The organism is Mesorhizobium sp. M5C.F.Ca.ET.164.01.1.1, from assembly GCF_004792125.1.
GTDB lineage: Bacteria > Pseudomonadota > Alphaproteobacteria > Rhizobiales > Rhizobiaceae > Mesorhizobium > Mesorhizobium wenxiniae.
The window spans coordinates 889692-902384 of the sequence record NZ_SRTG01000001.1 but is presented as its reverse complement, the minus strand read 5'-3'; the positions used below and the strand labels follow the sequence as shown (position 1 = coordinate 902384).

Below are 12693 nucleotides of genomic sequence, written 5' to 3'. Positions count from 1 at the left end.
CGAGAGGCGCAAAGGAAAATGGACCAGTTGCGCCGGCGTGGCCGAAGTCTATATCTTTGGGCCGGAGGTATTTGGCTCGAAATGACCAAGGCAGTCGATCCCAATTCCCAGTCGGCGGCAGTGCTCCAGTCGCCTGCGCTTCAAACGCCCGCACTCCAGTCGCTCGACATGCGCTCGCGCGACATCTTTCGGCGCATTGTCGATTCCTATCTGAAGGACGGCGAGCCGGTCGGCTCACGCAGCCTGTCGCGTATCCTGCCGTCTTCGCTGTCGCCCGCCACCATCCGCAACGTGATGAGTGATCTCGAGCATCTCGGCCTGATCTATGCGCCGCATATCTCGGCCGGCCGGCTGCCGACCCAGGCCGGCCTGCGCTTCTTCGTCGATGCCTTCATGGAGCTTGGCGATCTCTCCGACGAGGAGCGCCGCACCATCGAGGCGCAGGTGCGCGCCTCCGGCTCTGGTGCGACGCTGGAGCATATGCTCACCGAGGCCAGCCAGATGCTGTCCGGCATGTCGCGCGGCGCCGGCCTCGTGCTTGCCGCCAAGAACGAGGTGGCGCTCAAGCACATCGAATTCATCCAGCTCGAGCCAAACAAGGCGCTGGCCGTGCTGGTGTCGCAGAACGGCGACGTCGAAAATCGCGTCGTCGACCTGCCGGCCGGCATCACCGTCTCGCAATTGCATGAAGCCTCGAACTTCCTCAATGCCCATATCCGTGGCCGCACGCTGGCCGAGGCGCGGATCGAGATCGCCCGCATCAAGGAAGAGACCAAGGCCGCCCTCGACACGCTGTCGCAGGATCTGGTCGAGAAGGGCCTTGCGGTCTGGGCGGGCGCCGAGAGCGGCCTGCCGGCGCGTCTCATCGTGCGCGGCCGCGCCAATCTGCTGGAAAATGTCACCGCGCAAGCCGACATCGAGCTGCTGCGGCATTTGTTCGAGGATCTGGAGACGCAGGACGGGCTGATCCAGCTTCTCGACCTCGCCGAGCAAGGCTCCGGCGTGCGCATCTTCATCGGCTCGGAAAACAAGCTGTTTTCGCTGTCGGGCTCATCGCTGGTGGTGGCGCCCTATCGCGACAAGGACGCCCGCGTCATCGGCGCGCTCGGCGTCATCGGCCCGACCCGGCTGAACTACGCACGCATCGTGCCGATGGTCGACTATACCGCGCAGCTTATTTCCCGCATGCTGCGGTAATGCATGTCGCCCAAAACCAGAGCGCGTCGCACGAATCCCTTCAAACGCGACACGCTTTCGGGGACCTCAAGGAGAAAAAAATGGCGCTGGAATCATTCAAAGCCCAGATCAGCCTGTTGCTCGAGCAGATGATCAACCAGCCCGAGGATCAGCATGAAGTGCAGGAACAGCTGCGCGAAAAGCTGAGGGAGATGCGCGCCATGGGCCTGCCGCTGCCGGCCGATCTCGTCGCGCTGGAAAAGCGCCTCGACGACGATTTCTACGCAGCCGGAAACTGAGCCCGAAAAACCATACTGTCGATTTGCCGGCGCGTCACTTACGGCAAAGCCCGTCATGATCGGCGCGTTCGCCTTGGCCGGCGGCGCTGGTGCAATCGAAACCGTCCATCAGGGAGTACACGCCTGCCCACCTTTGTGCGACAAGGCCCCGGTCTTAAAAGGCTCAGTCTAAAGATCGATCCCGTTTTTCGGGGTCATGCGATAAGGCCGAAACCATGACCCTGACCGGATTCCTCGCTTATAGCGCGGCCCTCGGCATCGCCGCTGCCATCCCCGGCCCGGGGCTCACCGCGCTTATTGCGCGTGCGCTTGGGTCCGGCTTTCGCTCGGCGCTCGCCATGTCCTTTGGGCTGATGCTCGGCGATCTCATCTACCTCACCGCCGTGGTGCTCGGCCTCGCTCTCGTCGCGCAGACCTTCGGCATGGCCTTCCTGGCGATCAAATGGCTGGGCGTCGCCTATCTCGCTTTCCTGGGCTGGCGCTTTTGGACGAGCGGCATCACGCCCGAAACGGTGGAGGCGAAGAAAGGCAGGGGCGGGCTGGTGTCGAGCTTTATTGCCGGCCTCGCCGTCACGCTCGGCAATCCGAAGACGATGATCTTCTATCTCGCCATCACGCCGACCATCGTCGATCTGAAGACCATTACGCTCGCCGACTACGGCATCCTCGTCGCGCTGACGCTCGTCGTGTTGCTGGTGGTGCTGGTGCCCTTTCTGGCGCTGGCGGCCAAGGCGCGCGGGCTTCTGAAGTCGCCGCGCGCGCTGAGGGCGCTGAACCGCACCGCCGCCGCCTTCATGGTCGGGGCGGCGGCTGCGATCGCCGCCCGGCAATAGGCCAATTTTTGGCCACGCCTGAATGCTTTTCCGGGGCGAGGGTGTTTTCAGAATGCGTTCCATATTTTCAAACGGCAGACTATCTTGCGCGGCCGAAGGCTTTATCCTGCCTTGTCGAAACTTGTTTGCCTGCGTCTTGCCCGTCTGCCTCTTGCCCGCCTAACTCTTGGGAGCGAAACCAATGAACAAGCCCGCCACCACCGCGCACGCGCCGGGCCGCGGCCGCATCTACAATTCGATCACCGAGACGATCGGCGACACGCCGCTGGTACGGCTCGACAAATTCGCCAATGAAAAGGGCGTCGTTGCCAATCTGCTGGCCAAGCTCGAATTCTTCAACCCGATCGCCTCGGTCAAGGACCGCATCGGCGTCTCGATGATCGAGGCGCTGGAGGCATCGGGCAGGATTGCACCCGGCAGGACGACGCTGATCGAGCCGACCTCGGGCAACACCGGCATCGCGCTCGCCTTTGCCGCTGCCGCCAAGGGCTACAAACTGATCCTGACGATGCCGGAAACCATGTCGGTCGAGCGCAGGAAAATGCTGGCGCTGCTCGGCGCCGAACTGGTGCTGACCGAAGGGCCGAAAGGCATGAAGGGCGCGATCGCCAAGGCCGACGAGCTGGCCGCGACGCTGCCCGACGCCATTATTCCGCAGCAGTTCGAAAATCCGGCCAACCCGGAGATCCACCGCCGCACCACGGCCGAGGAAATCTGGAACGACACCCATGGCGAGGTCGACATCTTCGTGGCCGGCATCGGCACCGGTGGCACCATTACCGGCGTCGGCCAGGTGCTGAAGCAGCGCAAGCCCTCCGTGCATGTCGTCGCCGTCGAGCCGGAAGCCTCGCCGGTGCTGTCGGGCGGCCAGCCCGGTCCGCACAAGATCCAGGGCATCGGCGCCGGCTTCGCGCCGAAGATACTCGACACGACGATTTATGACGAGATCGTCAAGGTCTCCAACGAGGATTCGGTCGCCAATGCGCGGCTCGTCGCGCGCCTCGAAGGCGTGCCGGTCGGCATCTCGTCGGGCGCTGCCCTGCAGGCGGCGATCGTCGTCGGCTCGCGGCCGGAGAACAATGGCAAGAGTCTCGTGGTGGTCATCCCGTCCTTCGCCGAGCGCTATCTGTCGACGATCTTGTTCGAAGGGCTGGGGGCTTAGGTCCCTCGACGAAGATAGGTGGGCTTCAGCTAATCTCGAAAGTTGCGCTAGTCCACCTAAGGAGCGACAGGCTCCAACCCGTGCGCCGAGGACCCAGATGGCAGCGCTGGACCGCTGAAAAAACACCTGTGGCGGCCGTCGCTCGCTTGAGTGGAGCGGCGCTTCCGGTTCAGATCGTTGCCGGCCTTGCACCGGCTGGCGGAGGATTTCATGTACAAGCTCTATACCCGTGCCAATACCGGCGGCTTTGTCGTCGAGGCGGCGCTCGCTTTGGCGGGCGTGCCTTTCGACCAGATCGACGTTCCGAAGTCCGCCTCGCCCGACCAGGCCTTCCTCGACACCAGCCCCTTGAACCAGGTGCCAGTCCTGATCTTGCCGGACGGAAGCTCGATGACCGAATCGGCGGCGATCTGCATCCTGCTTGCCGAGCGCCACCCGGAAGCGAACTTGGCGCCGCCAGCGAACTCGCCTGACCGCGCCGACTTCCTGCGCTGGATGACGTTCATGTCGTCGGTCATCTATCAGGCTGACCTGCGGTTCTTCTATGCTCATCGCTACACAGCCGATCCCGGCGGCGTGGACGCGGTCAAGCAGGCGGCGATCTCGGAAATGGATCGCGGCTTGGCCATTCTCGATGCTGCCCTCGAAGGCCGCGACTGGCTGGTCGGCGACCAGCTCTCGCTGGCCGACATCTATCTCGTCATGCTGGTGGCCTGGCATCCCGAGGTCGGAAAAGTCCGCACCGCCTGGCCGAACATCGAACGCCTGTGGGCCAAATTGCGGGAGCATCAGGTGATGAGGAAGCTGAACGCCTCCCACGCCATGTGGCCGGCCTGAACCGATCGCCTTGTCTCAGTCTGCTTCCGCGCGACCGAGCCCCGCCCGTCGTTCCTGCAGGAACCGGCGCACGGCCGGGTCGCGTTCGAGGCCGATCGCCCGGTCATAGGCTGCGGCCGCTTCCCGGGTTTTGCCGAGCCTGGCCAGAAGGCCCGCGCGGGCGGCCCAATAAGGCTGATAATCATGCAGCCGTTTGTCGTCGCCAAGCTCATCAAGCGCACTCAATCCCGCCGCGGCGCCGTCGGCCTCGGCAATGGCCACAGCGCGGTTGATCGAAATCACCGGCGAGGCGGCAATCACCGACAGCGCGTCGTAGAGATGTCTGATCGCGACCCAATCGGTCCGGCCGGTCAGCCGCCGCGTCGTATGGGCGGATTGCACGGCCGCCTCGAGCTGGTAGCGACCGACGACGCCCTTGGCCGCGGCGCGCCTGAGCAGCGTCTCCGCTTCGTCGATCAAGGCGCCGTCCCACAGCGCAAGCTCCTGCTCGGCCAATGGCACATAGTCTCCGGCGGCGTTTCGCCGCGCCACACGCCGCGCCTCGGCAAACAGCATCAGCGCCAGCAGGCCGAGCGCTTCCGGCTCATCCGGCATCAACGACGCCACCAGCCGGCCGAGCCAGATGCCCTCGGTCGCGAGATTGCGGCGCCGGGTTTCGGTGCCGGCCGGGTCGGACCAGCCTTCGGCGAACGCGGCGTAGATCGCTTCAAGCACCGCATCCAGCCGCTCGCCGAGCTCGGCCCGCTCCGGCACCCGGAACGGAATGCCGGTCTCGCGGATGCGGCTTTTGGCGCGCACCAGGCGCTGACCCATCGTTGCCGGTGACACCAGGAAGGCCGAGGCGATCGTCGCCGCGTCGAAGCCTAAAATGGTCTGCAGGATCAGCGGCGCGCGCACGCCGGCCTCGATCGCCGGATGGGCGCAGGCAAACATCAGGCGCAGCCGCTCGTCGGGCAGGTCTTCGTCGGCCATGCGGGCCTCGATCTCCTCGGCGATCAGCCTGAGATGGTCGCGGCCCGCCTCGCTGGTCAGCCGCCGCCGGATCACGTCGACGCTGCGTCTGCGCGCCACCGCCAGCAGCCAGGCTTCCGGCTTCTCAGGCACGCCGGTTTGCGGCCAGCGTTCGAGCGCCGCCGCAAAGGCATCGGCCAGCGCGTCCTCGGCGCCGGCCACGTCGCGCATGCGCGCGGCCAGATAGGCGACCAGCTTGCCGTAACTTTGCCGGGCGGCCGCTTCCGCCGCCGCCCGCGCGATCTCCGGACGACTGTCCATCACATGGTCATTTCTCAGATAAGTACTCCGTCATTTCCCAGATCGGTCGCACCTCGACCGTGCCGGTGCTGGCTGCCGGACAGCGCGCAGCCCATTCGATGGCCGTGTCGATGTCCGTCGCCTCGATCATGTAGAAGCCGGCAAGCTGCTCCTTGGTGTCGGCATACGGCCCGTCGAGCACGTTGGTCTTGCCGTTGGCCATCCGCACAGAGGTGGCCGCCTGGGTCGGGCGCAGCCGGTCGCCGGCCAACCATGCGCCTGATTTCTTCAACGCTTCGGTATAAGCGCCGTAGGCCGCGAGGGTCTGCTCCGTGCTCTCGCGTGGCGCATTCGCCATTGCGGCTTCGTCATTGTAGATCAAAAGCATGTATCGCATGGGTCTTCTCCCGTAGTTCGAAGGCCGCTTCGTTGCCGGCCGAACCAATGTCGCGCGTCCTCGTCCGGTTTCGACAGGCGCTGCAAAAATCTTTCGGCCCGGATGGCATCTGGCGCAAGCCTGCATGTCCAGCGGCATCGACCGTTGGTCTAATCGGCGCAATTGCGGGTTGGCATTTCCCGCCCGCTGTCTAAACTCGCCGCGGGTCGCGCGGTGGCAAATATTTCAGGGAGGAAATCAGATGCTCAATTTCAGGACGAAGTTTGTTGCCGCCGGCGCGCTGGCGCTGTCGCTGGGCATTGGAGCGGTTTCGGCCAAGGCGCAGGAATTCATCAACGTGCTGACTGGCGGCACGTCGGGCGTCTATTATCCGCTCGGCGTTGCGCTGTCGGAAATCTACGGCAAGGGCATCGAAGGCGCCCGCACCCAGGTGCAGGCGACGAAAGCTTCGGTCGAGAACCTCAACCTGCTGCAGCAGGGCAAAGGCGAGATCGCCTTCGCGCTCGGAGATGCCGTCAAACTGGCCGCCGAGGGCAACACCGAAGCCGGCTATCCGGGCAAGCTCGACAAGCTGCGCGGCATCGCCGCCATCTATCCCAACTACATCCAGATCGTTGCCAGCAAGGAGTCCGGCATCAAGACGCTTGCCGACCTCAAGGGCAAGAGCCTGTCTGTCGGCGCGCCGGCCTCCGGCACCGAGCTCAACGCCCGCGCCATCTTCGCGGCCGCCGGGCTGAAATACGAAGACCTTGGACGGGTCGAGTATCTGCCCTTCGCCGAATCGGTCGAGCTCATCAAGAACCGCCAGCTCGACGCCACGCTGCAATCGGCCGGCCTCGGCGTCGCATCGATCCGCGACCTCGCCACCTCCGTGCCGATCAACGTTGTTGCAGTACCGGCGGAGGACGTCGCCAAGATCGGCTCGCCCTATCTTTCGGTAGCCATTCCCAAGGGCACCTATGAAGGCCAGACCGAGGATGTCGCGACCGCCGCCGTCGGTAATTTCCTCATCACCCATGCCGACGTCTCCGACGAGACCGCCTATCAGATGACCAAGCTGCTGTTCGAAAATCTCGACCAGCTCGCCGCCGCCCACGCCGCCGCCAAGGCGATCGACATGGCCAAGGCGCTCGACGGCATGCCGGTGCCGCTGCATCCCGGCGCCGAGCGGTACTACAAGGAAAAGGGGCTGGTGAAGTAGGGCACTCCCTCCACCTCGAGGGGAGGGTGGACAGCCGCCGAAGGCGGATGGACGGGTGGGGTCCTCGGCGACGCGCTCCAACTTTCTCAGTCAAAGGTCGAGGCAGTTGAGGCGACCCCACCCGCCTCGCTTCGCTCGGCACCCTCCCCTCGAGGGGGAGGGGAGCGCCCCGCTAGGAACCCGGCCAATGACCGACGCCCATCGCGAAACCCCGACCATTCTCTCCCCCACCGCCGAAGCCTCGGTCGAAGGCCTGCCGCCGGGTTTCGGCGAAGGCATCGCCGGCAAGGCCGCCTTTCTCATCGCCATCGCCTTTTCTATCTTCCAGATCTACATCGCCGCGTATGGCAGCCTTCCGAGCCAGGTGGTGCGCGCCATGCATGTCGGCTTCTTGCTGCTGCTCTGCTTTGCCCTGATCGCCAATCTGCGCGCCACAAGCACACTGGCGAAAGCAGCATTCTGGGCGCTCGGCGTGCTCGGCTTCGCCACCGGCCTCTACAATTGGGTGTTCTATGCCGACCTCATCCGCCGCTCCGGCTTCCTCACCACGCCGGACCTGATCGTCGGCGCGGTGCTGATCGTGCTGGTTTTCGAGGCTGCGCGGCGGCTGATGGGGCTGCCGCTTGCCCTGATCGCCTTCATCTTCCTCGCCTACGCATTCGCCGGCAATCATCTGCCTGCGCCCTTCATCCATCGCGGCTATGATTTCGCCCAGCTCATCGACACCTTCGCCTTTGGCACCGAAGGCATATACGGCACGCCGGTCTACGTCTCGGCCGCCTATATTTTCATCTTCGTCGTCTTCGCCGCCTTTCTCGAACGCGCCGGCATGATCGCGCTGTTCAACGATTTCGCCCTTGGCCTGGTCGGCACGTGGCGCGGCGGCCCGGCCCAGGTCTGCGTTCTGTCCTCGGCGCTGATGGGCACCATTTCCGGCTCCGGCGTCGCCAATGTGGTGGCCAGCGGCCAGTTCACCATCCCGCTGATGAAGCGCTTCGGCTTCCGTTCCGCCTTCGCCGGCGCCGTCGAGGCGACCTCGTCGATGGGCGGCCAGATCATGCCGCCAGTGATGGGCGCGGTCGCCTTCATCATGGCCGAGACGCTGAACATCCCCTATGCCGAGGTGGTCAAGGCGGCGATCATCCCAGCGCTGCTCTACTTCGGCGCCTGCTTCTGGCAGGTGTACCTGGAAGCCGGCAAGGCCGGCCTGCAGGGCATGGCCAAGGCGGACCTGCCCAATCCGTGGGACGCGGTGAGAAGACATTGGCCGCTGGTGCTGCCGCTGGCCGCGCTCATCTATCTGCTGTTTGCCGGCTATACGCCGATCTTTGCCGGCACCATGGGTCTGGCGCTGACCATCGTGCTCATCCTCGGCACACCGCTGGCGGCTTTGATCGGGCCCCTTGCCTTTCGCATCGTCTTCTGGCTGGCGCTGGGGCTTGCCGCCGCCTCTTTCCTAGAGTTCGGCGTCAACATCCTCAGTCTTGTGATCGCCGGGCTAATTGTCGCCTGCGTCACCTTCAAGGGCGGTCGCGAGACGCTGCAGATATGCGTAGATTCGCTTGCCGAGGGAGCAAAGAACGCGCTGCCGGTCGGCATCGCCTGCGCCATCGTCGGCGTCGTCATCGGCACTTTGACGCTCACCGGCATCGCCTCGACTTTCATCGGCTGGATCATCTCCATCGGCGAGAACAACCTGTTCCTGTCACTGGTGCTGACCATGCTGACCTGCCTGGTGCTCGGCATGGGCATACCGACGATCCCCAACTACATCATCACCTCGTCTCTGGCCGGACCGGCATTGCTGTCGCTCGGCGTGCCGCTGGTGGTCAGCCATATGTTCGTCTTTTATTTCGGCATCATGGCCGACCTCACACCGCCGGTGGCGCTGGCCGCCTTCGCCGCCGCGCCCATGGCCAAGGAGAGCGGCCTCAAGATCGGCATCCAGGCCACCAAGCTTGCCGTCGCCGGCTTCGTCGTGCCGTTCATGGCGGTCTACACCCCGGCGCTGATGTTGCAGGACCCCGGCCCGATCGCCGCCCAGTTCGGCTATCCCATCGAGGTCGCTTATATCGTCGCCAAGGCTTGCATGGGCATTGCCTTGTGGGGCGCAGCCGCCGTGGGGTTCCTCGCCCGGCGCATGGCATGGTGGGAACGTCTCGTCGCCTTCGCTGCCGGAGCGCTGCTGGTTGCCGCGCTGCCGCTCACCGACGAAGCCGGCTGGGCGCTCTCTCTTGTCTGGATCAGTTGGCACTGCTGGCGTGCCCGGCAGGCCACCGGCACCGCATGAGCCTCTGTATCCTCGCCGCCGGCAAGACGGTGACGCTCACTGTGGCTGCGTTCACGCTCGCCTGGACGCATTCGGTGGAAAAGACGCGTTGGCAGGAAGACTGGAAAGTGATGCCTTCCGGCTTGCAGATCGCCGAGGCGCGGATCAAGGGCTCGGGCGCCGGCATGGAACCGCCGGAAGGCTCGGTGCTGCGGGACGGTTGGTGGGTCTATAAACCCAAGATGGCGCCGCAGCGGCGCCTTGTGCTCGCGGCCTCTGGCGCGACGGGTGAAGGCTGGACGCTGTGCACGATTCAGGGCTGCCGCGAACTCGTCAGGGCGGCAGGCGACGCGATCTTGCTGGAGCCTTGCGAAGGTTCGAGCCAGCCGCGATAACGGATGATTACGGCAAAGGGGGTGCCGATCCGCCCGCGGTATCGGGCAGGATAGAAGCCTTGCAGTGGCCGGCCTAGCCAATCAGCCGCCCTTTCAACTCGGCGGACGGGATCTCGCAGCTCTCTTTCCTGCCGAACAGCGCGTAACGATTCTTCGCAACGCGATCGTAGAGCCAGTCGCGAAGCGGGCGCGGCAGCAGGAGTAAAGATCTCGCCGCCCGCCACGGCCAGCCCAGTTCCGCCATGACGGCAATGAAACTGTCCAGCCGCGTGAAGGCGGCACCGTCGATGAGGGTCAGATTGGTCTCGTAGCTGTCCGTCCGCAGCCCGTATTTTCGGAACAGCGCTTCGCCGAGCGGCGACTGCGCCGTGGCGAAACGGAAGCGGCCTTTGCGGTCGAGCCTGACCACCATGCGCACAAAGCCAGAGCACAGCACGCAGACGCCGTCGAACACGATCAGCGGCTGGCTTGCATCGAAGGCTGGCTTTTCGGGAGGATGGTTTGGCTGGGCGGTCACGCGAGTCCCGGCTGCTTGGTGTCAAACGACACTAAGCTTGCCGGCGGCGAGATCAAAGCCCCTGAATCTCAAAGCCCTAGAATCTCAGAACCTTGGCGTTGTCGCACGCCGCCTGTCGGCGAGCCCAGGACGTTCCGCGCGATAGGTCGTCGCACGGTGATCGGCGGCCGGCCTGCAGATCCGGCTGTCGTGATGGCCTTCCATGGTCGTCATCAGTGCGCGCTGATGCCGAGCCTGTTGCCGCGGCGTGCGCAAGCGGGGCCGGGGCCGCGCATGTAATAGCGCTCCGGCCGGTAGGTCGGCGCGACGAATTCGCGGATGGCGGCAGCGTAGCCGATGAGGTGCGTCAAGAAGTTCATTTTCCCTGTCCCTGTCCCGATTTCGGATGTCCCTTCCGAATTGTGGGGATCATAGCGTCGAGGCGTGAATAGTCGGTGAACACGATGTTAATCTTTGGTCAAAAACACCTTGGTTCGTGGCCGGAATGCGGCTGATTCGGGGTCTTTCCATGCAGTTCGTCGGCATTCCGGCTAGTGTGACTTTTGCATCACATATGTTTCGTTTGGATGTCGCTGCGGCGCGCTTGTGTTTCAACTTTGGCCGGCGCCGCGAAATTTCCGTGCGTGCTCGGGGAAAGCCAGGAACCCGTCCGATAGCCGCACGTTGACGCTAAGAGCCGGGACCCACCGGCCCAGCAGGTAGCGGCTTCCGTGCGGAACCGCCGCCAGGACCCCGACACAGCAAGAACAATGGAAAGGCAAAGCCATGGGTTTCTTTTCGAAAGACATCAAGACGCTGGACGACCTTTTCGTCCACACGCTGCGCGACATCTATTACGCCGAAAAACAGATCGAGAAGTCGCTGCCGAAGATGATCGACAAGGCGACCGATCCGCAGCTGAAAGCCGGCCTGGAGAAGCACCTCGGCCAGACCAAAGGCCATATCGAGCGGGTCGAGAAGGTGTTCGAACTGCATGGCGTGAAGGCCAAGACGGTCAACTGTCCGGCTATCGACGGCATTCTCGAGGAAGCCGATGAAGTCAGCGGCGACATCGACGACAAGGACGTTCTCGACGCCGCCCTGATCGCATCCGCGCAAGCGGTCGAGCACTACGAGATAACCCGTTACGGCACGCTGATCGCCTGGGCCAAGCAGCTTGGCCGCACCGACTGTGCCAACGTCCTCGCCAACAACATCAAGGAAGAGCAGGCGACCGACCGCAAGCTTACCGAGATTGCGGAAGCCAAGGTCAACCTTCAGGCCGCGGAATAGCACTCGCGATCGAGGCAAGGCCGGACAACCCGGCTTTGCCTCACTTTCCGTACCTGGACGTCGACCGTATAATGCGCCACGCCTCGTTCCAGATTGCGCGAGGACAAACCGGCGGAGGAAGTCGTGCAGGAAAAGCCGAAGGCACCCGCAGGCAAGGCCGACACCAAGGCAAAGCCTGCCAGGGGCAAGGGCGAGACCTCTGTCAAATCCGCCGGGGGGGCAAAAACCGCCGTAAAGCTTTCTCATCCCGACAAGCTTCTGTGGCCGCAGGAGAAGATATCTAAGCAGGGTCTGCTCGATCATTACGCTTTGGTCTGGCCGCGCATGCAACAATTCGTCGTCAATCGGCCGCTCAGCCTTGTACGGGCGCCGGACGGCGTCGGCGGCCAACGCTTCTTCCAGAAGCATGCGTCCGCGGGCATGCACGAAAAAATCGCCAGGATGAAGGATCCGTTGGACGGCGAGGAGATATTGTTCATCCGCGATTTCGACGGTATCGCTGCCTTGGTCCAGCTCGGCGTGGTCGAGATCCATATCTGGGGCTGCACCATCGACGAACTGGACAAGCCGGACCAGATCATCTTCGATCTCGATCCCGACGAGGGCGTCGACGTGAAAGCGGTGCGCGCGGCGGCGCTCCAAATCCGAGGCCAGCTCGATGAGCTGTCATTGCCGCATTTCGTTAAGACCTCGGGTGGCAAGGGCTATCATGTCGTCGTGCCGCTGAAACCGTCGGTGGATTGGGATGAGGTGAAGGACTTCGCTCACGATTTCGCCCGCGCCCTCGAGCAGGCCGCCCCTGATCGGTATACAGCGACGCTGTCGAAGAAGGCGCGCACCGGCAAGATCTTCGTCGACTATCTGCGCAATGGCCGCGGCTCGACCACGGTGGCACCCTATTCGTCGCGGGCCAAGAAAGGCGCTACGGTCTCGATGCCGGCGACCTGGGCGGAGATCGAGGCCGGGTTGGCGCCGAACGCCTTTCCGGTCGGCAACAAGACGACGCTGAAGCAGTTGGCGAAAGCCGATCCCTGGGCGGATTTTTTCAAGCAGGGCAAGCCGCTCAGGCGCGGCTGATCATCTT

The 12693-nt window shown here is 64.1% G+C and carries 13 protein-coding genes and 1 pseudogene; 10 read left to right on the top strand and 4 right to left on the bottom strand.

What is annotated here, in order from left to right:
* Positions 1-168 precede the first annotated feature (168 nt).
* The 5 genes from hrcA to EN807_RS04290 all read left to right on the top strand — a co-directional run bounded on the left by hrcA (position 169) and on the right by EN807_RS04290 (position 4307).
* On the top strand, positions 169-1197 hold the full coding sequence (gene hrcA, locus EN807_RS04310) for a heat-inducible transcriptional repressor HrcA (protein WP_246684136.1): 1029 nt from the start codon (positions 169-171) through the stop codon (positions 1195-1197).
* Positions 1198-1277: 80 nt separating this feature from the next.
* On the top strand, positions 1278-1475 hold the full coding sequence (locus tag EN807_RS04305) for a hypothetical protein (RefSeq protein ID WP_029347942.1): 198 nt from the start codon (positions 1278-1280) through the stop codon (positions 1473-1475).
* Between the two features lie 215 nt (positions 1476-1690).
* On the top strand, positions 1691-2308 hold the full coding sequence (locus tag EN807_RS04300) for a LysE family translocator (RefSeq protein ID WP_135934013.1): 618 nt from the start codon (positions 1691-1693) through the stop codon (positions 2306-2308).
* 181 nt (positions 2309-2489) lie between these two features.
* Positions 2490-3470 carry a cysteine synthase A gene (cysK, locus tag EN807_RS04295; RefSeq protein WP_135934012.1) on the top strand — a complete coding sequence of 327 codons (981 nt, stop codon included), beginning with the start codon at positions 2490-2492 and terminating at the stop codon, positions 3468-3470.
* A gap of 210 nt (positions 3471-3680) precedes the next feature.
* A complete protein-coding gene (locus tag EN807_RS04290; RefSeq protein ID WP_135934011.1) occupies positions 3681-4307 on the top strand; it encodes a glutathione S-transferase family protein in 627 nt (208 codons plus the stop codon).
* A 15-nt stretch (positions 4308-4322) separates the two neighbouring features.
* Here EN807_RS04290 and EN807_RS04285 read toward each other — a convergent pair whose 3' ends face one another.
* Positions 4323-5579 (bottom strand): RNA polymerase sigma factor, encoded by a 1257-nt coding sequence (locus tag EN807_RS04285; protein ID WP_135934010.1) that lies wholly within the window; start codon positions 5577-5579, stop codon positions 4323-4325.
* 7 nt (positions 5580-5586) lie between these two features.
* Positions 5587-5955, bottom strand: coding sequence for a YciI family protein (locus tag EN807_RS04280; protein WP_127313977.1), 369 nt, complete (start codon positions 5953-5955; stop codon positions 5587-5589).
* 241 nt (positions 5956-6196) lie between these two features.
* On the opposite strand from EN807_RS04280, the gene EN807_RS04275 reads away from it, so the two are divergent.
* From EN807_RS04275 to EN807_RS04265, 3 genes are all read left to right on the top strand, one after another.
* Positions 6197-7156 carry a TAXI family TRAP transporter solute-binding subunit gene (locus EN807_RS04275; protein WP_127313976.1) on the top strand — a complete coding sequence of 320 codons (960 nt, stop codon included), beginning with the start codon at positions 6197-6199 and terminating at the stop codon, positions 7154-7156.
* 187 nt (positions 7157-7343) lie between these two features.
* Positions 7344-9446 (top strand): TRAP transporter permease, encoded by a 2103-nt coding sequence (locus EN807_RS04270; protein ID WP_135934009.1) that lies wholly within the window; start codon positions 7344-7346, stop codon positions 9444-9446.
* Positions 9443-9820, top strand: a complete 378-nt coding sequence (locus EN807_RS04265) for a DUF1850 domain-containing protein (protein WP_127314188.1) — start codon at positions 9443-9445, stop codon at positions 9818-9820. Before EN807_RS04270 ends, EN807_RS04265 begins: the two co-directional genes overlap by 4 nt.
* A gap of 73 nt (positions 9821-9893) precedes the next feature.
* On the opposite strand, the gene EN807_RS04260 is transcribed toward EN807_RS04265, so the two are convergent.
* Together EN807_RS04260 and EN807_RS04255 are read right to left on the bottom strand one after the other, a co-directional pair.
* Positions 9894-10337, bottom strand: a complete 444-nt coding sequence (locus tag EN807_RS04260) for a DCC1-like thiol-disulfide oxidoreductase family protein (RefSeq protein ID WP_135934008.1) — start codon at positions 10335-10337, stop codon at positions 9894-9896.
* Positions 10338-10549: 212 nt separating this feature from the next.
* Positions 10550-10696, bottom strand: a complete 147-nt coding sequence (locus EN807_RS04255; RefSeq protein WP_127314186.1) for a hypothetical protein — start codon at positions 10694-10696, stop codon at positions 10550-10552.
* 406 nt (positions 10697-11102) lie between these two features.
* Here EN807_RS04255 and EN807_RS04250 point away from each other — a divergent pair, with 406 nt between their 5' ends.
* Positions 11103-11609, top strand: a complete 507-nt coding sequence (locus EN807_RS04250; protein ID WP_027154740.1) for a ferritin-like domain-containing protein — start codon at positions 11103-11105, stop codon at positions 11607-11609.
* A gap of 62 nt (positions 11610-11671) precedes the next feature.
* A pseudogene (gene ligD, locus EN807_RS04245) lies at positions 11672-12686 on the top strand (DNA ligase D); the annotation flags it as partial.
* Between the last annotated feature and the right edge of the window lie 7 nt (positions 12687-12693).

Coding starts and splice junctions, on each gene's coding strand:
- EN807_RS04300 (WP_135934013.1), top strand. CDS start 1,691: ATGACCCTGACCGGATTCCTCGCTTATAGCGCGGCCCTCGGCATCGCC.
- EN807_RS04280 (WP_127313977.1), bottom strand. CDS start 5,955: ATGCGATACATGCTTTTGATCTACAATGACGAAGCCGCAATGGCGAAT.
- EN807_RS04290 (WP_135934011.1), top strand. CDS start 3,681: ATGTACAAGCTCTATACCCGTGCCAATACCGGCGGCTTTGTCGTCGAG.
- EN807_RS04270 (WP_135934009.1), top strand. CDS start 7,344: ATGACCGACGCCCATCGCGAAACCCCGACCATTCTCTCCCCCACCGCC.
- EN807_RS04265 (WP_127314188.1), top strand. CDS start 9,443: ATGAGCCTCTGTATCCTCGCCGCCGGCAAGACGGTGACGCTCACTGTG.
- EN807_RS04305 (WP_029347942.1), top strand. CDS start 1,278: ATGGCGCTGGAATCATTCAAAGCCCAGATCAGCCTGTTGCTCGAGCAG.
- EN807_RS04275 (WP_127313976.1), top strand. CDS start 6,197: ATGCTCAATTTCAGGACGAAGTTTGTTGCCGCCGGCGCGCTGGCGCTG.
- EN807_RS04250 (WP_027154740.1), top strand. CDS start 11,103: ATGGGTTTCTTTTCGAAAGACATCAAGACGCTGGACGACCTTTTCGTC.
- hrcA (WP_246684136.1), top strand. CDS start 169: ATGCGCTCGCGCGACATCTTTCGGCGCATTGTCGATTCCTATCTGAAG.
- cysK (WP_135934012.1), top strand. CDS start 2,490: ATGAACAAGCCCGCCACCACCGCGCACGCGCCGGGCCGCGGCCGCATC.
- EN807_RS04285 (WP_135934010.1), bottom strand. CDS start 5,579: ATGGACAGTCGTCCGGAGATCGCGCGGGCGGCGGCGGAAGCGGCCGCC.
- EN807_RS04255 (WP_127314186.1), bottom strand. CDS start 10,696: ATGAACTTCTTGACGCACCTCATCGGCTACGCTGCCGCCATCCGCGAA.